General features: G+C 61.5%; 20 protein-coding genes and 1 tRNA gene. 12 read left to right on the forward strand and 9 right to left on the reverse strand.

Annotated elements, in window-relative coordinates; genetic code table 11:
- Window positions 1–9 precede the first annotated feature (9 nt).
- The 3 genes from AAGF34_RS25035 to AAGF34_RS25045 are packed head-to-tail and all read left to right on the forward strand — an operon-like array spanning window position 10 to window position 2108.
- Window positions 10–495, forward strand: coding sequence for a YajQ family cyclic di-GMP-binding protein (locus AAGF34_RS25035; protein ID WP_342618428.1), 486 nt, complete (start codon window positions 10–12; stop codon window positions 493–495).
- On the forward strand, window positions 495–1136 hold the full coding sequence (locus AAGF34_RS25040) for a TIGR02281 family clan AA aspartic protease (RefSeq protein ID WP_342618429.1): 642 nt from the start codon (window positions 495–497) through the stop codon (window positions 1134–1136). The genes AAGF34_RS25035 and AAGF34_RS25040 overlap by 1 nt, the downstream gene beginning before the upstream one ends.
- Window positions 1137–1154: 18 nt before the next feature.
- A complete protein-coding gene (locus tag AAGF34_RS25045; protein ID WP_342618430.1) occupies window positions 1155–2108 on the forward strand; it encodes an HD domain-containing phosphohydrolase in 954 nt (317 codons plus the stop codon).
- Between the two features lie 16 nt (window positions 2109–2124).
- Here the strand turns inward: AAGF34_RS25045 and plsY are convergent, their stop codons facing one another.
- From plsY to AAGF34_RS25060, 3 genes are read right to left on the reverse strand one after another with little or no spacing between them, the layout of a single operon-like run.
- Complete coding sequence (gene plsY, locus AAGF34_RS25050) at window positions 2125–2754, reverse strand: glycerol-3-phosphate 1-O-acyltransferase PlsY (RefSeq protein WP_342621178.1); 630 nt, start codon at window positions 2752–2754, stop codon at window positions 2125–2127.
- A gap of 35 nt (window positions 2755–2789) precedes the next feature.
- The gene (ybaK, locus tag AAGF34_RS25055) at window positions 2790–3275 is read right to left on the reverse strand and encodes a Cys-tRNA(Pro) deacylase (protein WP_342618431.1); all 486 of its coding nucleotides are present in this window, start codon (window positions 3273–3275) and stop codon (window positions 2790–2792) included.
- A gap of 1 nt (window position 3276) precedes the next feature.
- Window positions 3277–4344 (reverse strand): aldo/keto reductase, encoded by a 1068-nt coding sequence (locus AAGF34_RS25060; protein ID WP_342618432.1) that lies wholly within the window; start codon window positions 4342–4344, stop codon window positions 3277–3279.
- A 174-nt stretch (window positions 4345–4518) separates the two neighbouring features.
- On the opposite strand from AAGF34_RS25060, the gene AAGF34_RS25065 reads away from it, so the two are divergent.
- Entirely contained in the window at window positions 4519–6120 is a 1602-nt protein-coding gene (locus AAGF34_RS25065) for a methyl-accepting chemotaxis protein (protein ID WP_342618433.1), read from the forward strand.
- On the opposite strand, the gene AAGF34_RS25070 is transcribed toward AAGF34_RS25065, so the two are convergent.
- The gene (locus AAGF34_RS25070) at window positions 6117–7838 is read right to left on the reverse strand and encodes an AMP-binding protein (RefSeq protein ID WP_342621179.1); all 1722 of its coding nucleotides are present in this window, start codon (window positions 7836–7838) and stop codon (window positions 6117–6119) included. The two genes, AAGF34_RS25065 and AAGF34_RS25070, sit on opposite strands and share 4 nt — an antisense overlap.
- A gap of 106 nt (window positions 7839–7944) precedes the next feature.
- Between AAGF34_RS25070 and AAGF34_RS25075 the strand changes: the two genes are divergently transcribed.
- From AAGF34_RS25075 to AAGF34_RS25105, 7 genes are all read left to right on the forward strand, one after another.
- A complete protein-coding gene (locus AAGF34_RS25075; RefSeq protein ID WP_342618434.1) occupies window positions 7945–8847 on the forward strand; it encodes an alpha/beta hydrolase in 903 nt (300 codons plus the stop codon).
- A 67-nt stretch (window positions 8848–8914) separates the two neighbouring features.
- A protein-coding gene (gene prfB, locus AAGF34_RS25080) for a peptide chain release factor 2 (protein WP_342618435.1) occupies window positions 8915–10019 on the forward strand; the annotation gives its coding sequence in 2 pieces (ribosomal slippage) (window positions 8915–8995 and window positions 8997–10019; 1104 coding nt in all).
- On the forward strand, window positions 10019–10690 hold the full coding sequence (locus tag AAGF34_RS25085) for an HAD family phosphatase (RefSeq protein WP_342618436.1): 672 nt from the start codon (window positions 10019–10021) through the stop codon (window positions 10688–10690). Before prfB ends, AAGF34_RS25085 begins: the two co-directional genes overlap by 1 nt.
- Window positions 10674–13379 carry an aminopeptidase N gene (gene pepN / locus AAGF34_RS25090; RefSeq protein ID WP_342618437.1) on the forward strand — a complete coding sequence of 902 codons (2706 nt, stop codon included), beginning with the start codon at window positions 10674–10676 and terminating at the stop codon, window positions 13377–13379. The genes AAGF34_RS25085 and pepN overlap by 17 nt, the downstream gene beginning before the upstream one ends.
- A gap of 111 nt (window positions 13380–13490) precedes the next feature.
- The gene (locus AAGF34_RS25095; protein ID WP_342618438.1) at window positions 13491–14501 is read left to right on the forward strand and encodes a class 1 fructose-bisphosphatase; all 1011 of its coding nucleotides are present in this window, start codon (window positions 13491–13493) and stop codon (window positions 14499–14501) included.
- A gap of 13 nt (window positions 14502–14514) precedes the next feature.
- Window positions 14515–14590: transfer RNA gene (locus AAGF34_RS25100), tRNA-Thr, on the forward strand.
- Between the two features lie 53 nt (window positions 14591–14643).
- Complete coding sequence (locus tag AAGF34_RS25105; RefSeq protein WP_342618439.1) at window positions 14644–15126, forward strand: DUF2127 domain-containing protein; 483 nt, start codon at window positions 14644–14646, stop codon at window positions 15124–15126.
- Here the strand turns inward: AAGF34_RS25105 and AAGF34_RS25110 are convergent.
- The 4 genes from AAGF34_RS25110 to AAGF34_RS25125 all read right to left on the reverse strand — a co-directional run bounded on the left by AAGF34_RS25110 (window position 15123) and on the right by AAGF34_RS25125 (window position 21485).
- A complete protein-coding gene (locus tag AAGF34_RS25110; protein ID WP_342618440.1) occupies window positions 15123–15323 on the reverse strand; it encodes a hypothetical protein in 201 nt (66 codons plus the stop codon). The two genes, AAGF34_RS25105 and AAGF34_RS25110, sit on opposite strands and share 4 nt — an antisense overlap.
- A 369-nt stretch (window positions 15324–15692) precedes the next feature.
- Window positions 15693–17135, reverse strand: a complete 1443-nt coding sequence (locus AAGF34_RS25115; protein ID WP_342618441.1) for an efflux transporter outer membrane subunit — start codon at window positions 17133–17135, stop codon at window positions 15693–15695.
- Window positions 17125–20277, reverse strand: coding sequence for a multidrug efflux RND transporter permease subunit (locus tag AAGF34_RS25120; protein WP_342618442.1), 3153 nt, complete (start codon window positions 20275–20277; stop codon window positions 17125–17127). The genes AAGF34_RS25115 and AAGF34_RS25120 overlap by 11 nt, the downstream gene beginning before the upstream one ends.
- 14 nt (window positions 20278–20291) lie before the next feature.
- On the reverse strand, window positions 20292–21485 hold the full coding sequence (locus tag AAGF34_RS25125; protein ID WP_342618443.1) for an efflux RND transporter periplasmic adaptor subunit: 1194 nt from the start codon (window positions 21483–21485) through the stop codon (window positions 20292–20294).
- Between the two features lie 201 nt (window positions 21486–21686).
- Between AAGF34_RS25125 and AAGF34_RS25130 the strand changes: the two genes are divergently transcribed.
- Window positions 21687–22355 (forward strand): TetR family transcriptional regulator, encoded by a 669-nt coding sequence (locus AAGF34_RS25130; protein ID WP_342618444.1) that lies wholly within the window; start codon window positions 21687–21689, stop codon window positions 22353–22355.
- On the opposite strand, the gene AAGF34_RS25135 is transcribed toward AAGF34_RS25130, so the two are convergent.
- Entirely contained in the window at window positions 22352–24019 is a 1668-nt protein-coding gene (locus AAGF34_RS25135) for a SulP family inorganic anion transporter (RefSeq protein ID WP_342618445.1), read from the reverse strand. The genes AAGF34_RS25130 and AAGF34_RS25135 overlap by 4 nt on opposite strands.
- Between the last annotated feature and the right edge of the window lie 80 nt (window positions 24020–24099).

Here is a 24099-nt window from a genome sequence, read left to right on the forward strand (position 1 = left end):
AGTACCCAAATGCCTTCTTTTGACACCGTATGCGAACCCGATTTGACCGAAGTAAAGAACGGTGTGGACAACACCGCCAAGGAAATCGGCACGCGTTTTGACTTCAAGGGCACCTCTGCCAGCATCGAACTCAAGGACAAGGAAATCACGCTGATTGGCGATGCCGACTTCCAGCTCCAGCAGATCGACGATGTGCTGCGCAACAAACTGGCCAAGCGCAATGTGGACGTGCGCTTTCTGGACAAGGGCGATGTGCAGAAGATAGGCGGCGACAAGGTCAAGCAGGTCATCAAGGTGCGCAACGGCATCGAGTCAGAAGTGGCCAAGAAGATCCAGCGCGCCATCAAGGACAGCAAGATGAAGGTGCAGGCCGCCATCCAGGGCGATGCCGTGCGCGTCACCGGCGCCAAGCGTGACGACCTGCAGGCCGCCATGGCGCTGATCAAGAAAGAAGTTCCGGACATGCCGCTGAGCTTCAATAACTTCCGCGACTGATGAAAACCCCCGCCCTGCTGGCCTCTGCCCTGCTGCTGTGCATGCAGCAGGTGGTGGCGCAAACGGTAGGGCTGGCCGGCATGATGGGCGACAAGGCCTTGCTGATCATCGACAGCGCACCGCCCAAGAGCGTGGCCAGCGGCGACACCTACAAGGGCGTCAAGGTGCTGTCCATCAAGGGCGATACGGCGGTTGTCAATATGGGCGGCAAGCAGATCAGCCTGCGTGTGGGCGATGCGCCTGCCAATGTGGGCGGCGCGGCGGGCGTTTCGGGCTCGCGTGTGGTGCTGACCGCCAGCAGCGGCGGGCACTTCATGACCCAGGGGCAGATCAACGGCAACACCGTCACCTTCATGGTGGATACCGGCGCCAGCATGGTGGGCCTGAGCACGGTGGATGCCGACCGCATGGGGCTGAAATACCGCGATGGAGAGATGGGCCGTGTCAGCACCGCCAATGGCGTGATACCGGCCTGGAGCATCAAGCTTTCTTCGGTGCAGGTAGGCGACGTGCAGGTGTACAACGTGGACTGTCTGGTGTCACCGGGCTCCATGCCCTACGTCTTGCTGGGCAACAGCTTTCTGACCCACTTCCAGATGACACGGACCAACGACCAGATGGTTCTGGACAAGCGCTACTAGGCGGCAGGCACAGACGCCATGCAAGTCAAGGACGAAAACGAATACGAGGATCTGCTGGCCGAGTGGGCGGACCTGGAGTCCGGCCTGGCCATCATCCTGAGCCATCCGGACAGCAGCCAGCAGTTTACCCAGCGCGTGCTGCAGTACGACCGCTGGATGCAAGGCCTGCTGCAACGCGACCAGGATGCCGGGCTGTACCTGCTGTTCCAGTTGGCCAGCAATTCGCCGGTGGGCTATAGCGCATCGCACGCCCTGGTGTGTGCCGTGCTGTGCCACTTGATTGCCCATGAGCTGCAGCTGCCAGCCAAGGAGCGCGACAGCCTGGTGCGGGCCGCACTGACCATGAACCTGGCCATGACCCAGATGCAGGACGTGCTGGCCACCCAGACCGAGCGCCCCAACCCGGCGCAGCAGGAGATGATCCGCCTGCACCCGGTCAAGTCGGCCATGATGCTGGGCTCCATGGGCGTGCAGGACGAAAACTGGCTGGAGGTGGTGGGCAACCACCACGATAACCAGCCCGAGGTGGGCGACTTCCGCACGGTAGCCCCGGTCATTCGCCTGACCCGGGTGCTCAAGACGGTGGACCGCTATGCGGCCATGATCAGCCCGCGGCTATCCCGTGCGGGCCGCAGTGCGACCGAATCGGCCCGCGCCGTGATGGCCAATGGCGCAGACCGCTCGGACGAGATCGGCCAGGCCCTGATGCGTGTGGTGGGGCTGTGCCCGCCGGGAACCTTTGTGCGCATGGACAGCGACGAGCTAGGCGTGGTCTTGCGGCGCAGTGCCCAACCGAATATGCCGGACGTGGCCATTGTGGGATCGGCCGACGGCCAGTTACTGCGCAGCCCGCGCCTGCATGCCACGGCACGCGCACTGCCACGCATACGCTCGGCCCTGGCGGCCTCCAGTGTGCGTGCCCAGCTGAACCACTACCAGGTGTTGTGCCTGAGCGCGCAGGCCGTAGCCTGAACGCGCATACGGCGCCTCAGGCGGCCTTTTTGCCCAGCTTGGATTCGGTGCCTTTGAGCAGGCGGTTGATGTTCTCAGAATGGCGCCAGATCAACAGGCCCGACATCACGGCCATGGACAGCAGCACCCAGTTGTCTTCGTACCAGGCCACGCCGTCACCGAACAGGTAATACACCGGCGCAAACACCGACGCCACCAGGGACGCCAGCGACGAGTAGCGGAAGAAGTAGGCAATGATCACCCAGGACAGCAGCACTGCCAGCCCCAGCCAGGCGCTGACCCCCATGATCACGCCCAGCGCGGTGGCCACACCCTTTCCGCCTACAAAGCGGAAGAACACGGGGTACAAGTGGCCTAGGAAGGCTGCCAGCCCCACCAGCGCCAGCGTGCCCTCCTCCAGCCCATAGGGCTTGCCAAACCACTTGACCAGCACCACCGGCACCCAGCCCTTGAGCGCGTCCAGCAACAGCGTGACGATGGCCGCGGCCTTGCTGCCAGAGCGCAGCACATTGGTGGCACCCGGGTTCTTGCTGCCGTAGGTGCGCGGGTCGTTCAGGCCCATGACCCGGCTGACGATCACCGCAAAGGAAAGAGAGCCCACAAGGTAAGCCGCCACGGCGGCCAGGGCCGGGTACACCACTGCTATCGAATTCAAAACCGTCTCCTGTTATCTGCCGCCAATCATTCGGCCAGCGCGCACTGTACCTTTTTTGCGGAGAGCAATTGGACGCAGACCTGCGGGTCCAGCCCCACCAGGTAGCCGCGCCGCCCGCCGTTGATGAGGATTTTGGGCAAATCCAGAATTGTTTCCTCGATGTACACCGGCATGGACTTGCGCGTGCCAAACGGCGACGTGCCGCCCACCAGATAACCGCTGTTGCGGTTGGCCACTTCGGGCGTGCAGGGCTCCACCGACTTGGCGCCGATCTGGCGCGCCAGGTTCTTGGTGGAGACCTTGCGGTTGCCGTGCATCAGCACCACCAGGGGCTTGGCGTCCTGGTCCTGCATGATGAGCGTCTTGACCACCGTGAACGGGTCAAAGCCCAGCACCTGGGCGCTGTGCTGGGCGCCGCCGTGCTCCAGGTATTCGTACGGATGCTCGGTGAAGGCGATCTTGTTCGCCTTCAGCAGCTGGGTGGCCGGTGTTTCGGATACGTGTTTTGCCATATCAGTTGGCCGGATCGCGGATTTCCCAACGCACGGCGTCGATCTTTTGGAGCAACTCTGCGGGCAGCGTGGTGCCCCAGGCGTTGATGTCTTCGTCCAGCTGGGCCACCGAGGTCACGCCAATGATGGTGCTGCGCACCTGCCACTTGGTGTAGCAGAAGGCCAGTGCCATTTGCGTGGGAGTCAGGCCGTATTCCTTGGCCAGCGCGTTGTAGCGGCGCGCGGCAGCCAGCGATTCGGGGCGGCCCCAGCGCTGCTTGCGCATGGACTCGTATTTGGCAATGCGGGCCTGCGCCGGTGCGTCCGGGCCGGTGGTGCCCGACACGTCGTACTTGCCGGTGAGCAGGCCAAAGCCCAGGGGCGAATAGGCCAGCAGCGACACGCCCAGGCGGTGCATGGTTTCATCCAGCCCGTTTTCCAAGGCGCGGCTGATCAGGCAGTAGACGTTTTGCACGGTGGCAATACGCGGCAGGTTGTACTGCTCTGCCACGCGCACGAACTCGTGCACGCCATAGGGCGTTTCGTTGGACAGGCCGATGGCGCGCACCTTGCCCGCCTGCACCAGCGTCTGCAGGGCCTGCAGCTGATCGTGGATGGAGGCCACGGCCGGGTTGTCCTTGGTGGGGTCGAAATACAGGCTGCCGAACATGGGCACATTGCGCGTGGGCCAGTGCAACTGGTAGAGGTCGATCACATCGGTCTTGAGGCGCTTGAGGCTGCCTTCGCAGGCGGCGATGATGTCGGCGCCGCTCAGGTCGGGGCTGCCGTTGCGGATCCACGGCATGCCGCGTGAGGGGCCAGCCACCTTCGTCGCCACCACCAGCTTGTCACGCGCGCCGGGATTTTTCTCAAACCAGTTGCCGAAGATTTTTTCAGTGACCTGGAAGGTCTCGGCCTTGGGCGGCACGGAATACATCTCGGCCGTGTCGATGAAGTTGATGCCGCGCTCCAGCGAGCGGCTGAGGATGGCGTGGCTGTCTGCCTCGCTGACCTGTTCACCAAAAGTCATGGTACCCAGACAGACGGGTGTTACCTGCAGATCGCTTTGGCCAAGAGACACGAGTTTCATAGGGAATGTACGGTGGAGTTGAAGTGGAAAAGTAACAGCGCGCGCAGTATCCCACGCATCGCCCGACATTGCAGGGATAACCCTTGAGCACAAGCCGGCCTAAAGCGCATAGCATTAGTTCAGCGTCAAAACTATAGCTGACGCCATTCCAAAAATACATGAGACGCCGCCAATATGAATCTCTCCAACCTGAAGATCGGGACCAAGTTGACCCTCGGATTTGCCAGTGTGCTGGCGCTGACCTTGGTACTGGGTGCCATGGCGCTGTTCCAGCTGTCCAACCTGTCCGTCAAGACCGAGCAGATTGCCACCAACAACCTGCCCAGCGTGCAATACACCGCGGCACTGAGTGGCATGCTGGGTAACGTGCGCCGTGCCGAAGCCATGCACCTGCTGGCCTCCGACCCCAACGTCAAGCAAGAGCAGGAAAAACTCATTGCCGACGCGCGCAAGCAAATGGAAGCATTGGACGGCAAGGCATCGGCGGTATTTGGTTCGGAAACAGAAGCCAAGGCCTTTTCCAGCTTCAAGAAGAACCTGGCGGAGTGGGCCGCCGCCGACGCCAAGATGCTGGAATTGTCCAGTGTGAACAACGCCAGTGCCGCAGAGGACATGTTTCGCGACCAGGTGGGCAAGCCCTTTGAGGCCGCCATGAAAGACATGGGGACGATTGCGGACTTCAACGCCAAGGAAGCGGAAACCGTCTGGGCCGATACCCAGAAAGTGGTAACCACCGGCAAAGTCACGATCATCACCGCGCTGGTGGCAGCACTGGGCATAGGAGCTGTGCTGGCCATCCTGATTTCACGTGCCATCACCAAGCCCGTGGCGGATGCCGTGCTGGCGGCACAGGAGATGTCCAAGGGTGACATGACCCATGTACTCAACGCCAGTGGCCGCGACGAGATCGCCGAGCTGCTGCAGTCGCTCGAGGCCATGCGACAAAGCCTGGCCCAGGTGGTGGACCGGGTGCGTCAGGGCTCCGAAGGCGTAGAGACTGCCAGCTCGGAAATCGCCCAGGGCAACCATGACCTGAGCGCCAGAACCGAACAGCAGGCCAGCGCCCTGGAAGAAACTGCCGCGTCCATGGAAGAGCTCAGCGCGCAGGTCAAGCACAACGCCGACAACGCGCGCCAGGCCAACCAGCTGGCAGCCAGTGCATCCAGCGTAGCAGCGCGTGGCGGCGACGTCGTGGGCCGCGTGGTGAACACCATGAAGGAGATCAACGACTCTTCGCGCAAGATCTCCGACATCATCTCCGTCATCGATGGCATTGCGTTCCAGACCAATATCCTGGCGCTCAATGCGGCGGTGGAAGCGGCACGCGCTGGAGAACAGGGCCGCGGGTTTGCCGTGGTGGCATCCGAAGTGCGTTCGCTGGCCGGGCGCAGCGCCGAGGCGGCCAAGGAGATCAAGAACCTGATCAATGCCAGCGTGGAACGGGTTGAACAGGGATCTGCCCTGGTTGACGAGGCCGGCACCACCATGAATGAAGTGGTGGTATCCATCCGCCGCGTGACCGACATGATGGGCGAGATCAGCTCAGCAAGCAACGAGCAGTCACTGGGTGTGGCTCAGGTCGGCGAAGCCGTGACGCAGATGGACCGCACCACCCAGCAGAATGCCGCACTGGTGGAGCAGATTGCCGCCGCAGCCAGCAGCCTGAAGGCGCAAGCGGGTGAACTGGTGAGCACCGTGTCCGTCTTCAAGCTGGGAGGCGCACAAAGCGCCGCTCCCCGCTTGCCTGCCAATCGCGAAAGCCTGCGCCTCAACTAACCGGCAAGTCCCTTGGCACGCGCCTCTTCCTGCAAGCGCAGGACGCGGCGCTGCACCTTGCCGGTGGTGGTCATCGGCAGCGCATCAACAAACTCGATTTCCTTGGGGTATTCGTACGGTGCCAGCAGGCCCTTTACATGGGACTGCAGCTCGGCGGTGAGGCGGGCATGCAGGTCGGCACGCGCAGACGTGCTGTTGCCGCAGGATGCCGCCACGTCGGCAGACAACACCACATAGGCCTTGACCACCGCACCCCGTTCGGCATCCGGCTTGGGCACCACGGCGGCGTTGACGACTGCCGGGTGCTTAACCAGGCAGTTTTCGATTTCGCCGGGGCCAATGCGGTAGCCAGAGGACTTGAACACATCGTCCGAGCGGCCCTGGTACCAGAGATAGCCCTCGGCATCACGCACCGCCAGATCGCCAGTGCGGCACCAGTCGCCGGTGAATTTGTCGCGGGTTGCGGCCTCGTTCTTCCAGTAGCCGAGGAAAAAGATCGGGTCGGGCTGGCCGTGGACATCGAAGCGATTCAGCGCCACATCGCCCGGCACGCCAACCGGACACTCGTTGCCGTCTTCGTCGATCACGGCGACACGGTGGCCCGGATAACCCATGCCCATGCTGCCGGCGCGCGGCGGCCAGTGCCGCGCGCAATTGCCTACGATGTAGTTGATCTCGGTCTGGCCGAACATTTCGTTGGGCGTGACGCCCATTTGCTGCTCGCAGTAGGCAAACACGGCGTCGCCCATGGCCTCGCCCGCGCTCATGAGTGCTTCAAGCCGCAGCTTGTACTGCTTCTGCACCGTGGCAGATGCGGTGCCGGGGCAGGTTTTCATCATGGCCTTGATGGCGGTGGGAAACAGAAAAGTATGCGTCACGCCGCAGTGGCCCATCAGTTGCAAGGCGGTCTGCGGATCGAAGCGCGCAGCCTGGGCAATGATGGTGCAGCCGAAGTACAGCGTGGGCAGCAAGGCATCCATCAGCCCGCCCGTCCAGGCCCAGTCCGCCGGGCTCCAGAACACGGCTTTGGAGCTGCGGTTGGTCTGGCCATCAAAGCCGAACCAGTTCTGGCTGCAGATGAAGCCGGTCAGGTTACCGATGAGGGCACGGTGCGGCAGCAAGGCGCCCTTGGGGTTCCCCGTGGTGCCGCTGGTGTAAATCAGGATGGCCGGGTCTTCTGCCGCAGTGTCCACCACTTCAAATACGGGCGAGGCCTGGGCTAAGCTGCTTGCAAAATGCAGTTGCGCGCCGCCTTGCAAGACGTCCTGGGCACCTACGCCGATCACGCAGCGCAGCTGCGGGCACTCTGCGCGCACCTGCTGCAGGCTCGCCAATGCAGAGGCATCGGCAATGGCCATTACAGCTTCGCTGTTTTCCAGCCGGTAGCCGAGCGCCTCCGGTCCAAACAGCAGCGACAGCGGCATGGCCACCGCGCCCATTTGCAGCACGGCGATATAGGCCACTGCCGTCTCAAAGCACTGGGGCATGACAATCGCAACCCGGTCACCACGCCGCACGCCTGCTGCCACCAGCACGTTGGAGAGGCGGTTGGCCTGTTCCTGCAACTGGGCGTAGCTGTAGGACGCCTGCACGGTGCCGTTGGCAAACGTGCGGATGGCCATGCGCCGGGCTGCTGCGGGCTGGGCGGCCCAGCGCGCGCTGCACTCCTGGGCGATATTGAAGCGCTCGGGCACCTGCCAGCGAAACGCGCTGTGCAGCCTGCGATAGCCCTCGGGCAGGGTGCCGGATGGTGTCGGGGTACGGGATGGGGTTTTGTCTCGGAGTTGACGGCTGGGCACTGTGGCTCTCCTTATGATTGCCCGAATGTACCAAGTCAAACGCATCGCCCAAAGTACCCATGTCCCCATCCGGACACTGCAATACCACGTCCAGGTCTGGGGTGAACCCGCAGCGGGCAAGACGCCGCTGGTGCTGGTGCATGGCTGGATGGACGTGGCCGCGAGCTACCAGTTCGTGGTGGATGCGCTGTCTGCCGACCACTATGTGATTGCGCCGGACTGGCGCGGCTTTGGCCGCACCCAGGCGGGCGATGTGGACCACTTCGTGTTTGCCGACTATCTGGCGGACCTGGACTTTTTGCTGGATCACTTTGCGCCCAACCAACCCGTCAACCTGGTGGGCCACAGCATGGGCGGCAATGTGGTGATGGCCTATGCGGGTGTGCGCCCCGAGCGCATCCGCCGCCTGGTCAATCTGGAAGGCTTTGGCATGCCGGCCACTGTGGCTGCGCAGGCACCCACGCGCTACGCGCGCTGGATCGATGAACTCAAGGCCCTGCACCTGGGGCAGCGCGAACTGCGCAGCTACGACAGTCTGGACGGTGTGGCGCAACGGCTGATGAAGACCAATCCGCGCCTCTCCCGTGACAAGGCCGAATGGCTGGCCAGCCACTGGTCCAGCCGCAACGCGCAGGGCCGCTGGGAGATCCTGGGCCATGCCGCCCACAAGATCACCAGCGCCAACCTGTACCGGGTGGACGAGGCGCTGGCGCTGTACCGCAACATCACCGCACCCGTGCTGAACCTGATCGCCAGCGACAACAGCATGGAGCTGTTCTGGAAAGGCAGCTACGGCCTGCAGGAGTTCCAGGAGCGCATGAAAGCCGTCCCCCAGCTGGAGACGGAGCACATCGAAAACGCCGGCCACATGCTGCACCACGACCAGCCGGAACGGGTGGCGGCAGTGATGGAGCGCTTCATCGCCTGAGGCGCATGCCCCGGGCATGAGAAAATGCCGGGTTAATCCCGCATTACAGAATCAGGACAGAATCATCATGGACGTAGAACGCATCAACCTCATCGGCACCACCCTCGCAGACCTGGGCCGCCGTGCGCTCGATTTACGGGGGTATCTTTGACTACGATGCCAAAGCCGAGCGCCTGCGCACCGTCAATGCATCGCTAGAAGACCCTACGGTCTGGAACGACCCCAAGAAAGCCCAGGAACTGGGCAAGGAAAAGAAGATGCTCGACGGTGTCGTCGTCACGCTCACCGACCTGGATCGCGAGCTGGCCGACAACACCGAGCTGTATGAGATGAGCAAGGAAGATGGCGACGAGGACGGACTCAAGACCATCGAAGCCGAAACCGCCAAGCTCGCCGCCATCATCGAAGGGCTGGAATTCCGCCGCATGTTCAACAACCCGGCAGACCCCCTGCCCTGCTTCCTGGACATCCAGGCTGGCGCTGGTGGTACCGAGGCTTGCGATTGGGCCAGCATGCTGCTGCGCCAGTACCTCAAGTATGCAGAACGCAAGGGCTTCACCGCCACGGTGGAAGACCTGACCGATGGCGACACCGCCGGCATCAAAAGCGCCACCATCAAGATCGAAGGCGAATACGCCTTTGGCCTGCTGCGCACAGAGACCGGTGTGCACCGCCTGGTGCGCAAGAGCCCGTTCGATTCCTCCGGCGGACGCCACACCAGCTTTGCCAGCGTGTTTGTCTACCCGGAAATTGACGACAGCATCGAGATCGACATCAACCCGTCCGACGTGCGGGTGGACACCTTCCGCGCCAGCGGCGCCGGCGGCCAGCACATCAACAAGACCGACTCGGCCGTGCGCCTGACCCACATCCCCACCGGCATCGTGGTGCAGTGCCAGGACGGCCGCAGCCAGCACAGCAACCGCGACGTCGCCTGGAAGCGCCTGCGCAGCCGCCTGTACGACTTTGAACTGCGCAAGCGCCAGGCCGAGCAGCAGAAGCTGGAAGACACCAAAACCGACGTGGGCTGGGGCCACCAGATCCGCAGCTACGTGCTGGACAACAGCCGCATCAAGGACCTGCGCACCAACGTCGAAGTCTCGGCCACACAGAAGGTGCTGGATGGTGATCTGGACGTGTTCATTGAGGCTTCCTTGAAGCAAGGCGTGTGATGGTTCAGGCTTTGATTTTCGACATGGACGGCACCATGGTGGACTCCATGCCCTGGCATGCACGCACCTGGATCGACTTTGCCCAACGACACTCCATCGACATCGAACCCGCCGAATTGATGCGCCGTGTGACCGGCGCCACCGGCTTGGAGTGCGTGCGCATGCTCCTGGGCCAGGACTTGGCTGAAGACGAGGCATTGGCTCTGTTGCATGAGAAAGAGTCGCTGTACCGCGAGCTGTTCGGGCCACGCTTTACTGAGATCAAGGGCTTCAAGCAGTTTGAAGCCCAGGCCCGCCAGCGCGGCCTGAAGATTGGCGTGGGCACGGCAGGGGATATTCACAACCTGAACTTCGTGATGGAGCATCTGGCGCTGGAAGTACCGCCCCAGGCGGTAGCGCGTGGCGACGAAGGCCTTCCCGGCAAACCCGAACCTGCGATCTTCTTGGCCGCAGCCCAGCGACTGCAGACCGCCCCTGCCAACTGCATCGTCTTTGAAGACGCACCGCATGGCATAGAAGCCGCGCGCCGCGCCGGCATGCGCGCGGTTGCCATTTGCAGCGGCCACAGCGCCGCCGAATTGGCCGGACCTCACGTGATCGCTGCGGTAGGCGATTACACCGAACTTTTGAACAATAACTTTTTGGAGAACCTCCATGCTGCAAAGCTCTAAAGACGATGGTGGCGCGCAGGCGCCCGCCATTGTTCTGCGCGAGGCCTACAGTGCCCCGGCCTTCTGGATTGACACGGTAGACCTGTGCTTTGACCTGGACCCGGCCAAGACCCGTGTCCTCAACAAGATGACGCTGCGCCGCAACCCCGACGTGCCCGCCCAGGCGCTGCGGCTGGACGGAGAAGAGCTGAACCTGGCACGTGTGCTGGTCAACGGCCAGGGCACTTCGTTCAAGATGGATGGCGACAAGCTGGTGCTGGAAAACCTGCCCGAAGGCAACGAGCCGTTCGCGCTGGAGATATTCACCACCTGCAACCCAGGCAAGAACACCAAGCTCATGGGTCTGTACGTGAGCAACGACTCCTTCTTCACCCAGTGCGAGGCTGAAGGTTTCCGCCGCATCACCTACTTCCTGGACCGCCCGGACGTGATGGCCAGCTACACCGTCACACTGCGCGCCGACAAAGCCAAGTACCCGGTGCTGCTGTCCAACGGCAATCTGGTGGAGCAAGGCGCGCTGGAAGACGGACGCCACTTTGCCAAGTGGGTGGACCCGCACAAGAAGCCCTGCTACCTGTTTGCCCTGGTGGCCGGCCAACTGGTGGCGCGCGAGCAGCGCATCACCTCGCGTGCTGGCAAGGACCATTTGCTGCAGGTCTATGTGCGCCCCGGCGACCTGGACAAGACCGAACACGCCATGAACTCGCTGATGGCCTCAGTGGCATGGGACGAAGCCCGCTTTGGCCTGCCGCTGGACCTGGAGCGCTTCATGGTTGTGGCCACCAGCGACTTCAATATGGGTGCCATGGAGAACAAGGGCCTGAACATCTTCAACACCAAGTACGTGTTGGCGAACCAGGCCACAGCTACCGATGTGGACTACAGCAACATCGAGAGCGTGGTGGGTCATGAGTACTTCCACAACTGGACCGGCAACCGCATCACCTGCCGTGACTGGTTCCAGCTCTCGCTGAAAGAAGGCCTGACCGTCTTCCGCGACCAGGAATTCTCGCAGGACCTGTGCGCCGATCCGTCGGCCCGCGCGGTCAAGCGCATCGAAGACGTGCGTGTGCTGCGCACCGCCCAGTTTCCGGAAGATGCAGGCCCCATGGCGCACCCGGTGCGGCCCGACAGCTACATCGAGATCAACAACTTCTACACCGTCACCATCTACGAAAAAGGTGCGGAAGTCGTGCGCATGATGCAGACGCTCACCTCGCGGGCCGGTTTTGCCAAAGGCATGACGCTGTACTTCGAGCGGTTTGACGGCCAGGCCGTGACCTGTGATGACTTTGCGCAGGCCATTGCCGACGCCAACTCGGACTCCCCTTTGGCTGCGCTGCTGCCGCAGTTCAAGCGCTGGTACAGCCAGGCGGGCACACCCCGCGTGGCTGCCCGCGGCGAATACAACGCAGAAGCCAAGACCTACACGCTGCATCTCAGCCAAAGCTGCGCACCCACGGTGGGTCAACCGGAAAAGCTGCCGTTTGTCATTCCGGTGAGCCTGGGCCTTGTCGGCGCGCAAACTGGCGCAGCCCTGCCCTTGCAGCTGCAGGGCACAACTACGGCGAGCGACAGCTATCTGTTCGTGCTCTCACAAGCCAGTGAATCAGTCACCTTTGAAAACGTGGCTGAAGAACCTGTGCCCTCCATCCTGCGCGGCTTCTCGGCGCCCGTGGTGCTGGACTTTGACTACAGCGATGCGCAGTTGCTCACGCTGCTGGCGCACGACAACGACCCGTTCAACCGCTGGGAAGCCGGACAGCGCCTGGCCCTGCGCAGCGCCACTGCGGCCATTGCCTCGGGCAATACCAGTGGCGTGCTCAACGATGCCTACATCGCCGCCATGCGCGCCGTGTTGCGCCATCCCACACTGGATGCGGCCTTCAAGGAACTCGTGCTGACGCTGCCGTCCGAAACCTACATCGCCGAGCAGCTCGATCTGGTCGACCCGCAGCGCATCCACGCGGTGCGCGACAGCATGCGTCTGCAACTGGCACGCGCGCTGTTCGCCGACTGGGAATGGGCCTATGCCGAGCACCAGGACAACGGCGCCTACCGCCCTGACCCGCTGTCCAGCGGACGCCGCGCGCTGGCAGGCATGGCCCTCACCTTCCTGTGCCTGGCATCCACCGAATCCCGTGATGCCGTATGGCCGGGCAAGACGCTGCAGCGCTTCAAGGACGCGGGCAACATGACCGACCGCTTCAACGCACTGCAGGCTCTGGTGAGCGCTGGGCATGCGCATGCAGCACCTGCCCTTGCACGCTTCTACAGCCAGTTCAAGGACGAAGCCTTGGTGTTGGACAAATGGTTTGCCCTGCAGGCCAGCGCACCGGACCGCGGTGGCAATGTGCTGCCCGCCGTGCGCCAGCTGATGACGCACCCCGACTTCAACCTGCGCAACCCCAACCGCGCACGCAGTGTGATCTTCAGCTACTGCAGCGGCAACCCGGGTGGCTTTCACCGTGCGGATGCGGCGGGCTATGTGTTCTGGAGCGAGCGCGTCATGGAGCTCGACGCCACCAACCCGCAAGTGGCGGCCCGCCTGGCGCGCGCCATGGACCGTTGGAAACGCCTGGCGGAACCCTACCGTAGCGCAGCCTGTGAAGCGCTCAAGCGCGTTGCAGCCAAGGTTGACTTGAGCAACGACGTGCGTGAAGTGGTTGAACGTGCGCTCGCCGACTGATATGGCCCCCACGTTCGCCCACTGTGTGTGGCTCTCTGCCCCCCAAGGGGGCCGCGTTTTACCTTGGGGCGGCCCGGCGGTAAAACTTTCCCCCAATCAAGGAGACTGAATATGGCACCCAAAATTTCACTGACCCGCTTTCTGGTCGAAGAGCAACGTATAGATGGCGCCATTCCGGCGCAACTGCGTCTGCTGCTGGAAGTGGTGGCGCGCGCCTGCAAGAGCATCAGCCTGGCCGTGAACAAGGGCGCCTTGGGCGGCGTGCTGGGCGTGTCCGAAGGCGAGAACGAAAACATCCAGGGCGAGATCCAGAAGAAGCTGGACATCATCGCCAACGATGTGCTGATCGAGGCCAATGAATGGGGCGGCCATCTGGCAGCGATGGCCAGCGAGGAAATGGAAGGCATCCACGTGGTGCCCAACCGCTACCCACAGGGCGAATACCTGCTGCTGTTCGATCCTCTGGACGGCTCCAGCAATATCGACGTAAACGTCAGCATTGGCACCATCTTCAGCGTGCTCAAGAAACCTGAAGGTGTGGGCGTGTCGGAGCAGGACTTCCTGCAGGCCGGCAGCAAGCAGGTCGCTGCGGGCTACTGCATCTATGGCCCACAGACCACGCTGGTGTTGACCGTAGGCCAAGGCGTTTCCATGTTCACCCTGGACCGCGAGCAAGGCTCGTTTGTGCTGACCCAGCGCGACGTGACGATTCCCGAGGACACCAAGGAATTTGCCATCAACATGAGCAACATGCGCCACTGGGACACGCCGATCAAGCGCTACATAGACGAGTGCCTGCTAGGCAAGGAAGGCCCGCGCGGCAAGGACTTCAACATGCGCTGGATTGCCAGCATGGTGGCCGACGTGCACCGTATCCTGACCCGCGGCGGCGTGTTCATGTACCCCTGGGACAAGCGCGAACCCGAAAAGGCCGGCAAGCTGCGCCTGATGTACGAAGCCAACCCCATGGGCTGGCTGGTCGAACAGGCCGGTGGCGCCGCCAGCACCGGCAAGCAGCGCATCCTGGACGTGCAGCCCGAAAAGCTGCACCAGCGCGTCAGCGTGATTCTGGGTTCCAAGAACGAAGTGGAGCGCGCGGCCAGCTACTACGCATCGGTATAATGCTGGGTTTCGTGCCGGTGTAGCTCAGTCGGTAGAGCAGCTCATTCGTAATGAGAAGGTCGGGTGTTCGATTCATCTCTCCGGCACCACTCTTAAAAGCCCCTGATTCGCAAGAGTCAGGGGCTTTTGTTCAAATGAAAGCATGAACGCACCGTCCTCCCAGCCGAAGAACACCGCCCTCCACGCCATAGCCTTGTTCGAGGCCATCAAAGGCGTGGCGGCGCTGGTTGCTAGCTTGGGTTTGTTGAGCCTGGCACACCGGGACGTTCGGCATCTGGCCTATGCCCTGATCGGGCACTTTCACCTGGATCCGGATGCGCACTATCCGCGCATGCTGCTGAACTATGCCGACATATTGGGCAACGCAGACCTGCGCCAGGCCGTATTGCTGGCCTGGGGCTATGCGGCGATCCGGTTCACCGAGGGGTATGGGCTGTGGAAAGATCGCGCCTGGGCCGAATGGCTGGCGGCTCTTTCAGGGACGGTGTATCTACCGTTTGAGGTGGAACACCTGATGCAGCACACCACTGCAACCAATGCGATGGTATTGGTTGGGAATGTCGCCGTGGTGGCTTATATGGTGGTCAGACTGTGGCGACGCAGAAAACCACCGGTGGGCAATTAGCCGATCAACGACAGGTTGTTGGCGTTGACCACGCTGGCGCCGCCCTTCGGCCACTCGACCAGCACGCCACCTTCGGCGTGGCCGACGACGTAACCGTCAGTACGGGCAACAGAACCGCCCAGGATCAGATTGACGCGCTCACCGCTGGTGAACGTGGGTTGGGCAAACAGGGATTTCAAAAACAAAAGGATAGACATGATATTTACAACAAAAGAAAAAGTTAGTGGCTAAGCAGCCAGTCGCGTTCGCGAAGTTCGAGCTCGGCAATGGAGTTGGAGCCGGCGAGGTACAACTCGGCATCGATTTGGTCCATGCGGTCGGACCCACGTCCAAGCGCACGAGCGGCGGAACGAACCAATAACCAGATGGAATAGATGGAGTGCATGATGAATTTACGGGTTTACCCTGTATTAGGGTTAACCCGGATTATGGCACATGTCGGTGCAAGGCGCACAAATCCATGCAGCACAAAAGGGGAATCCCCCTAATTTGCACCATAACGGTGCAAATTAGGGGGATTTTTTAGGTGGTTTACGCGCCGTTTACATAGCGCGATTTCCTGTCGTTCAGCGGGCTGCGGACTGGATCGAGGTGGAATCCCAGCCCCCGCCCAATGCCTTGTATAGGTTGACCACAGCAGTGAGCTGGTTGCGTTGCACGTCGATCAGACCCGATTCGGCCTGCATCAGGTCACGTTGGGCATTGAGCACTTCCAGGTAGCCGGTGTAGCCTGCCTTGTAGCGAAGATCAGCCAGACGCAGCGTTTCGCGCAGTGCGTTGATGCGCACGGTGGTGCTTTCAACAAGCTGGCGGCCAGCATCCACGTTATTCATGGCGTCGTGCACGTCCTTGAAGGCGTTTTGAACCGTCTGGGTGTACTGCGCCACGGCCTGCTCCTGGCGTGCATTGGCAGCGGACACCAGGGCGTCGATGGCACCGGCGCGGAAGATAGGCTGCGTGAGGTTGCCAATCATGCTCCAGAACAAGGAAGCAGGATCAAACAGTGTGGACATGTCCTTGGACTGCTGCCCCACATTGGCCGTGAGGCTCAGCTTGGGGAAGTAGGCCGCGCGCGCCTGACCGATGTCCGCATGGGCGGCAATCAGGTTTTGCTCCGCACTCACAACGTCGGGGCGCGTAGACAGGATGTCCGAAGACAGGTTTGCGGGTACGGCCTGCGCCGCGTACAGCGCGCTCAGATCAGCACCCCGCGCCAGAACCGGCTTCACGATGTCAGCTGGTTGACGGCCCACCAGTACGGCCAGAGCGCTCTCGGCGCTGCTGCGGCTTTGGCGTACCTGTTGCAGGGTAGCCAGCACGCTGGCGGCCTCCGACTCAGCTTGGCGCAAGTCCAGCTCACCCACCACACCGGCATCAAAGCGGCGCTTTTGCAGGCGCAGATTTTCCTGCCGAGTGGCAAGCGTGCGCTCGGCCAGGGAAGTCTGGGTATCCAGGGCGCGCAAGGCAAAGTAGCTCTGGGCCACATTGGCATACAGCGTGGTAAGAACCGCGCCTTGGCTAGCCGACTGGGCCAGCAGACGGGCACGGGCTGCGTCGTCGGCTCGGGCGTACTTGCCCCAGAAGTCGAACTCGTAACTGGCCGTCAGCCCCAGCTGACGGTCTTCCGACACCGGATCGGCACCCGGACTGAAGGTGGCGGCGTTCTCGCTGCTGCGCCTGCGCGTGGCGCTGGCGTTCAGGTCAACCGTGGGATACAAGTTGGCATGGCTTTGCGCCAGGGAGGCGCGCGCTTCGGCCAGTCGGGCCGTTGCCAGCGCCAGGTCCTGGTTGTTGCGGGTTGCCTCGTCGAGCAGGGCATCCAGCACCGGGTCGGCAAAACCTTTCCACCAGGTCTTGAGGTCCTGCGCCTTGGCAGCCGCATCGCCAGCGGGCAACGTCAGCTCCGGGCGGCTGTAGGGCGTGGTACCGGGCGTCTGGCTGGCACATGCCGTAAGCATGGCAAGTGCGAATACCGAGACGGCAAAGGTGAAACGTGGCTTATTCAACATAGTGGACATCCGGCCCATGAGCGGGCTTGTTCTGGTATTTGTAGTCATCAGGTGTGGAGCGGAAGTTCCAATCGTTCACCAGCTTGAAGAACAACGGAACCAGAAACACCGCCAGGAAGGTGGCAGCCAGCATTCCGCCCAGCACGCCGGTACCGATGGACTGGCGCGCTGCCGCACCTGCGCCGGTGGAAAACGCCAGCGGTGTCACACCCAGAATGAAGGCCATGGAGGTCATCAGAATCGGGCGGAAGCGCAGACGAGCGGCCTCCAATGCAGCGGCAACCGGGGTGAGGCCTTCGTGCACTTTCATCATGGCGAACTCGACGATCAGAATCGCGTTCTTGGCCGACAGCCCCAGCAAGGTGACCAGACCGATCTGGAAGTACACATCGTTGGTGTAATTGCGTAAGAACACCGCCAACAAAGCGCCGAAGATACCGAACGGCAGCGCCAGAATGACCGAGAACGGCAGTGACCAGCGCTCATATTGCGCCGCCAGGATCAGGAAGATCATCAAGATGCCTGCAGTCAGCGCCAGTGTGCTGGAGCCGCTGTTGCGCTTTTGCTGGAAGGCGGTACCGCCCCAGTCGTAGCTCATGTCAGCTGGCAGCACCTTGGCAGCCGCGCGCTCCATGGCAGCAATGGCCTGGCCCGAGCTGTAGCCCGGTTTGGGGTCGCCCAGAATCTGGATGGAGGGCAGCGCGTTGAAATGCTGAACCGAATCCGGTCCGCTGACAAACTTCACTTCGGCAATCGTACGGATCTGAACCATCTGGCCCGTGTTGGATCGTACGTAGATGGCCCCGATGTCATCCGGCTTGGAGCGGAAGTTGCCTTCGGCTTGCATCAGCACCTGGTAGATACGTCCACTCTTGTTGAAGTCGTTGACGTAGTAGCTTCCCAAAGTGGCAGACAGCGTGTTGTAGATATCGGCCAGCGCAATGCCCATGGAGCGTGCCTTTTCGGTATCCACATTGACATAGAGCTGCGGCGAATTGGCTTGCCACAGGGTTTTGACGCCCTGCAGTTCGGGCTGCTTGTTGGCTTCTGCGAGCAAGATCGGCAGCATCTGCGCCAGGCGGCGCACGCCTCCATCACCCTTGTTTTGCAGGTAGAACTCGAAGCCGCCGGTCTGACCCAGACCCTGGATGGCCGGTGGCGAGAACGCCAGGGGCAGGCCTTCCTTGATGCCGCCGGTCTTCATGTAGGTTTCCATCACCAGATCCTTGGCAGACTGGTTGCGCTCATCCCAGGGCTTGAGCGGGAAGAACATGGTGGCTGCGGACGACTTCAAGCCGCCGCCGCCCAGGAAGTTCAGACCCACCAGGCTGAAAACGGTGTCGATGTTCTTGTTGGGGCTCATGGCCGCTTCAACCTTCTTGACCACCTGGTTGGTACGCTCCAGCGACGAGCCTTCCGGCAGGATGACTGCGCCAATGAAGTAACCCTGGTCTTCGTCCGGCACCAATGCACCGGGCACGATCTTGAACAGCACTCCGGTCAGCAGGCCCATGCCAATGAACAGCGCCAGACCGAGCACGCCACGCTTCAGGAAGAACGCAACACCCGAGATGTAGCGGCCAGTGAGGCGGTGAAAAGCACTGTTGAACCAGTCAAAGAACTTGTTCTTGCGCTCCATGTTCGGCTTGAGAAACACCGCGCACAAGGCCGGTGTGAGCGTCAGCGCCACAATGCCGGACAACACCACCGCAATAGTGATGGTGACGGAGAACTGGCGATACAGCTCCCCGGCCAATCCGCCCAGGAAGGCGACCGGAATGAAGGCCGAGCACAGCACCAGCACGATGGCAATCACCGGGCCGGTCACTTCGTGCATGGCCTCGATGGCGGCCGCCTTGGGCGTCATGTTCTCTTCGTGCATCAAGCGCTCGACGTTCTCCAGCACCACGATGGCGTCGTCCACCACGATACCGATGGCCAGCACCATGCCGAACAGGGTCAGCGTGTTGATGCTGTAGCCCAGCAGATGCAGACCGGCCATGGTGCCGATGAGCGACACGGGCACGGCCAGCGTGGGGATGATGGTGGCGCGCCAGCTCTGCAGGAACAGATAGACCACCACAAACACCAGCACCATGGCTTCTGCCAGTGTCTTCACCACTTCGTGGATGGACTCCGACACAAACGGCGTTGTGTCGTAGGGTGTGGAATAGGTCAGACCTTCGGGGAACTTGGCCTTGAGCGCTACCAGTGCAGATTCAACGGCTGCACGCGTATCCAGTGCATTGGCACCGGTCTGCAGGAACACGCCAACAGGCACTGCCGGATGACCATTCACGCGCCCGTAGAAGTTGTAATCCTTAGAACCCAGTTCGACACGGGCCACGTCCTTCAGGCGCACTACCGAGCCATGGGTGCCGCTGCGAACAACAATGTTCTCGAACTGCTCAGGCTCCAGTAGACGGCCTTTGGCGGTCACGGTCAGCGTCAGCTCTTCGGTGTTGTTGGGTGGCGCACCGATCTTGCCCGCTGCGTACTGCGCGTTCTGCTCAGTCACTGCGCTGGAGATGTCCCCTACGGTGATTCCCATCTGCGCCATACGGTCAGGCCGCAACCAGATCCGCATCGCGTAGTCCTTGGCACCAAAGATTTGCACGTTGGTGGTTCCGGGTACCCGCTTGATAGGGTCCAACACGTTTTGCGTGATGTAGTTGGAGATGTAGAGCGCGTCGTAACGGTCATCCGGCGAATACAGCGCGGCAACCACCAGGAAATTGGCAGAGCTCTTGGCCACGGTCACGCCCTGGCGTTGAACTTCCTGCGGCAGCTTGCTCAGCACTTGGTTGACGCGGTTGTTGACGTTCACCGCAGCGATGTCCAGATCGGTACCGACGTCGAAAGTCACGTTGATGGAAACCGCACCGTCACCCGACGAGGTACTGTCCATGTACAGCATCTTTTCAACGCCGTTGATGGACTGCTCGATAGGGGCGGCCACGGTGGTTTCCAGCACTTCAGCTGAAGCGCCTGGATAAATGGCCCGAACGTTCACCACGGGTGGCGAAATTTCCGGGTAGCGCGAGATGGGTAGCACGCGCATGGCGGCCAGCCCCGCCAGGACCAGAAACAACGACAAAACCGTTGCAAAGATCGGGCGATTGATAAAGAACTTGGAAAACATGTGTGCGTGGCTCCCTACTTGGCCGCAGCAGTTGCAGAAGCGGCGGCGGCAGGCGCAGCGGCTGATGGCTTGACAGCCGCGCCATCTGCAGGCGTCGGCACGTAGGGAACCGGCTTGACCAGCATGCCGGGGTCATGCGCCTTGATGTAACCATCAACCAGCACACGATCACCATCCTTCAGGCCCTTGGTCACGATCCATTGACCTTGCGACCAGCCGTCCAGCTCCACCGGGTGGGGTTCGAGCTTGTCTTCCTTGTTGACAACAAAGACGATCTTTCCGAAGGGACTGTCGATGATGGCGCGCTGGGGCACGGCCAGGGCCGCCGGGCGGCTGGCCCCACCCAGACTCACGCGCACGAACTGTCCGGGACGCAGCGATCCGTCGGGATTGGGGATCTCTGCCCGCACATCAAAGCTACCGGTCTGGGCATTGATGCGTTCGCTGGCAAAGTTCAACTTGCCGGTACGTGGATAGCTGCTGCCGTCTGACAGTTTGACACTCACGGTGAAGCCTAAGCTGCCATTGCTGGCCTTCTTGCCCGGCACCGCCAGTTGTCCCGCCTTGAGCTGTTTGGTCAAGCGCAGCATGTCACCTTCGGACACGCTGAAGTTCACGTACATGGGATTGGTCTGCACGATGGTGGTGAGCAGACTGTCTGCGGTGGTCAACAGATTGCCTTCGGACTTGCTGGCGACTCCGGTTGTACCGCCAATGGGCGCCACCACCCGGGTGTAACCCAGGTTCAGGCGTGCTTCGTTGGCTTGTGCCTGGGCCTGCTTCAGGCTGGCTTCGGCGGTTTCCAGAGCGGACTTGCTGTCGTCGTATTCCTTCTGACTGACCGCCTTGTCGGCAACCAGAGGCGCCAGACGGGCATATTCGCGACGCGCTTGAGAAGCCTTGGCTTCGGCCATGGCGACAGCGGCTTCCGCAGACGCGAGTTGCGTCTGGTAGCTGGCTGGATCAATCTGGAACAGGGGCGTGCCGGCTTGCACCACGGCGCCCTCTTCGTACAGGCGTTTGTTCAGGATGCCGCCAACCCGGGCGCGAACTTCGGTTTCGCGTGAGCCGGCGGTCTGTCCGGTGTACTCCATGTCGACGGCCTGGTCTTTGGCCTGCACGGTAATGACCGCGACTTCGGGCAAAGGCATGGCACCGCCGGGACCGGCTTGTGCGCTGGAGAACTTCCCGCACGCAACCAGGGCCATGGGGAGCGCTGCCAGCACCAAGGTGGTTATCCAGCTAGGATGCCCGTTTAGAAGGAGACGATCGTCAGTCATAGAGTTTGAGCGTGGTTCTGTTGTCATAGATCAAGGCATTTGAATTTCGATGACCTAGTATTACATACATTCGTGAATGTTTGTTACATCGGGGAGTATGCGAAAATACAATGACGACGAGGAAACAACATGGTCCGCAAGAAGAAAGACGATGCCCAACTCACCTGCACGGCATTGCTGGATGCAGCGGAGCAGGTATTTTTTGAAAATGGTGTTGCAAAAACAACACTCAATGACATTGCAGCTGCAGCGGGTCTGACTCGGGGCGCAATCTATTGGCACTTCACCGACAAGGCCGATCTGCTTCAGGCGATGTTTACGCGTGCCATGTTCCCCATGGAGTCCATGCTCAATGAGTTGCTTCAGGCCGCCAACGCCAATCCGCTGGTAACGCTGCGAAACATGTGTGTACAGGTGTTGACCAATCTGGCCCACTCACCCGAGCAGCAGCGCGTGTTCAACATCATGTTTCATCGATGCGAGCACATTGGCCCCATGATCACCGTGTTGGAAAACAAGCGCGCCAAGCGCGAGGAGTGCCTGGCACAGGTGGAAACCGCACTGGCACGCGCTGTCGCTGCAGGGCACCTGCCGCCTGACACGGACGTAGTGCTGGCCAATCAGGTCATCAGCAATTTCATGGCTGGCACGATGAGCGAGTGGCTTTTTGCGCCCCAGTCGTTTGACCTGGCGACCTGCGCGCCTGGCATGGTGGACATGCTGATTGCCGGCCTTCAGGCCAATCCACCGCGACTTGCAAAATCCGAACCTGCAGCAATTGCGCGCTGCGCGGGCTAAATCACATACAAGCCGGCATCTGCAATCTTTTCGGCAGCAAGCATTTCGAAAGCCCTATTTACCGAAAGGTGCACCCTGCCCGACAGGCTTTGCCACAGCGGGGTATTCAGCAGACGATCCTGGACGGGCCCCTTTACCTCTGCCAGATGCAGACGAATGCCGCGTGCTGCCAGATCCTGATTCAGGTCGGAAAGCACCTCCATGGCGGTGGTGTCCACCCGGTTCACCGCACTCATGATCAGCACCAGGTCTTTGATGCGCGCGTCTTTCTGCAACTCGGCGACGAGCCGGTCCTCCACTGCGTTGAGATTGCCGAAGAACAGGCTCTCATCAATCCGCAGGAACAGCACACCAGGAATGGTCTCCACGCCGTGGCGCTCGACGTTACGGAAATGTTCAGTGCCGACAATGCGCCCTATCACTGCAATATGCGGTGTGCTGGCACGCACCAGCAGCGTGATCAACGACAACAGGATGCCGGTGGCAATACCCATCTCCAGCCCCAGCAGCAGCACGCCGGCGGCCGTTCCCAACAAGGCATAGGCATCGGCCCGGTCATAGGACCAGGCCTGGCGCAGGGCCTTGAGGTCAATCATGCTGATGGCCGCCACCACGATACTGGTAGCCAACACAGCCAGCGGCATACGGGCAAACCAGTGGGTACCCGCCAGCACAATCAGCAGCATGCTGAGCGCAGACACTAGGCCAGCGAGCGGAGAGCGTGCACCGGCGGCCAGGTTGATGGCCGTACGTGACAAGCCGCCTCCCACCGGCATGCCGCCATAGAACGCCGCCACCACATTGGCTGCGCCCAAACCTACCAGTTCGCGGTTGGGATCCAGTCGCTCGCGCCGCTTGGCCGCCAGCGCCTGCCCCATGGTGATGTTCTGCACAGTGCCGATGAAGGCCATGATCAGAGCCGGTGTGAGCAATTGCTGCAGGGAACCCACGTCGGGCAGGAACAGGTTGATGTTGCCCAGCCCTTCCTGAACTGCACCTACGACTGCCACATGATGGGCGTTGTCCAGATTCAGTCCGACAACCAGCAGGCTGGCGGTGCCCAAAACGATCAAGGGCATCACGCGCACCCATACCTCGGCTTTTGTCTTGGCAATGCCCATGCGCACGGCCATCCGTACCAGTCCATAGCGGGACAATAGCAACCACGGCAGTGCAATGCCCGAAAACAGCAGCGTCACCGGGTTGCTCTGTCCGAAATTCGACAGCACGGACAGAAGTGTTTGCCAGGTGTTGTCCCCCTTTACCTGAATGCCCAGCATGAACTTGAGCTGACTGATGATGATCAGCACCGCGGAGCCTGAAATGAAACCGCTCACAACCGGGCGACTGAGCAGTTGGGAAAGAAAGCCTAGCCTGAAGATTCCAAACACCAAAGTCAGAACGCCGGAACACAGAGCCAACCCTGCAGCCAGCGCGATGTACTGGGGGCTCCCAGGTGTGGCCAACGGGCTGAGCACCGCAAACGTCATGATGGAGGTAATGGCCACCGGACCTACAGCCTGGATCGAGCTGCTCCCCAGCCACACATAGGCGACCACCGGGAAAATGCTTGCGTACAGGCCTGCCTGCGGTGGCAGACCTGCCAGCAAGGCGTAGGCCAGGCTTTGCGGAATGACCAGAATGGTGACGATGACGCCAGCCATCAAGTCGCTACTCAGAGCATCGCGCCGGTAATGGACAAGCCAGGGAGGGAGCACGGAAGGAGAGAGCAGTTGAAGTTCCG

Source organism: Rhodoferax sp. GW822-FHT02A01 (genome assembly GCF_038784515.1).
GTDB lineage: Bacteria > Pseudomonadota > Gammaproteobacteria > Burkholderiales > Burkholderiaceae_C > Allorhodoferax.

Excerpts from the sequence above, each read along its gene's own strand:
- AAGF34_RS25095 (WP_342618438.1), top strand. The coding sequence starts at position 13,491 with ATGGCACCCAAAATTTCACTGACCCGCTTTCTGGTCGAAGAGCAACGT.
- AAGF34_RS25135 (WP_342618445.1), bottom strand. The coding sequence starts at position 24,019 with ATGGCTGGCGTCATCGTCACCATTCTGGTCATTCCGCAAAGCCTGGCC.
- AAGF34_RS25085 (WP_342618436.1), top strand. The coding sequence starts at position 10,019 with ATGGTTCAGGCTTTGATTTTCGACATGGACGGCACCATGGTGGACTCC.
- AAGF34_RS25120 (WP_342618442.1), bottom strand. The coding sequence starts at position 20,277 with ATGTTTTCCAAGTTCTTTATCAATCGCCCGATCTTTGCAACGGTTTTG.
- AAGF34_RS25045 (WP_342618430.1), top strand. The coding sequence starts at position 1,155 with ATGCAAGTCAAGGACGAAAACGAATACGAGGATCTGCTGGCCGAGTGG.
- AAGF34_RS25060 (WP_342618432.1), bottom strand. The coding sequence starts at position 4,344 with ATGAAACTCGTGTCTCTTGGCCAAAGCGATCTGCAGGTAACACCCGTC.
- ybaK (WP_342618431.1), bottom strand. The coding sequence starts at position 3,275 with ATGGCAAAACACGTATCCGAAACACCGGCCACCCAGCTGCTGAAGGCG.
- AAGF34_RS25125 (WP_342618443.1), bottom strand. The coding sequence starts at position 21,485 with ATGGCCCTGGTTGCGTGCGGGAAGTTCTCCAGCGCACAAGCCGGTCCC.
- pepN (WP_342618437.1), top strand. The coding sequence starts at position 10,674 with ATGCTGCAAAGCTCTAAAGACGATGGTGGCGCGCAGGCGCCCGCCATT.
- AAGF34_RS25035 (WP_342618428.1), top strand. The coding sequence starts at position 10 with ATGCCTTCTTTTGACACCGTATGCGAACCCGATTTGACCGAAGTAAAG.
- AAGF34_RS25110 (WP_342618440.1), bottom strand. The coding sequence starts at position 15,323 with ATGTCTATCCTTTTGTTTTTGAAATCCCTGTTTGCCCAACCCACGTTC.
- AAGF34_RS25115 (WP_342618441.1), bottom strand. The coding sequence starts at position 17,135 with ATGTTGAATAAGCCACGTTTCACCTTTGCCGTCTCGGTATTCGCACTT.
- AAGF34_RS25075 (WP_342618434.1), top strand. The coding sequence starts at position 7,945 with ATGTACCAAGTCAAACGCATCGCCCAAAGTACCCATGTCCCCATCCGG.
- AAGF34_RS25130 (WP_342618444.1), top strand. The coding sequence starts at position 21,687 with ATGGTCCGCAAGAAGAAAGACGATGCCCAACTCACCTGCACGGCATTG.
- AAGF34_RS25105 (WP_342618439.1), top strand. The coding sequence starts at position 14,644 with ATGAACGCACCGTCCTCCCAGCCGAAGAACACCGCCCTCCACGCCATA.
- AAGF34_RS25065 (WP_342618433.1), top strand. The coding sequence starts at position 4,519 with ATGAATCTCTCCAACCTGAAGATCGGGACCAAGTTGACCCTCGGATTT.
- AAGF34_RS25040 (WP_342618429.1), top strand. The coding sequence starts at position 495 with ATGAAAACCCCCGCCCTGCTGGCCTCTGCCCTGCTGCTGTGCATGCAG.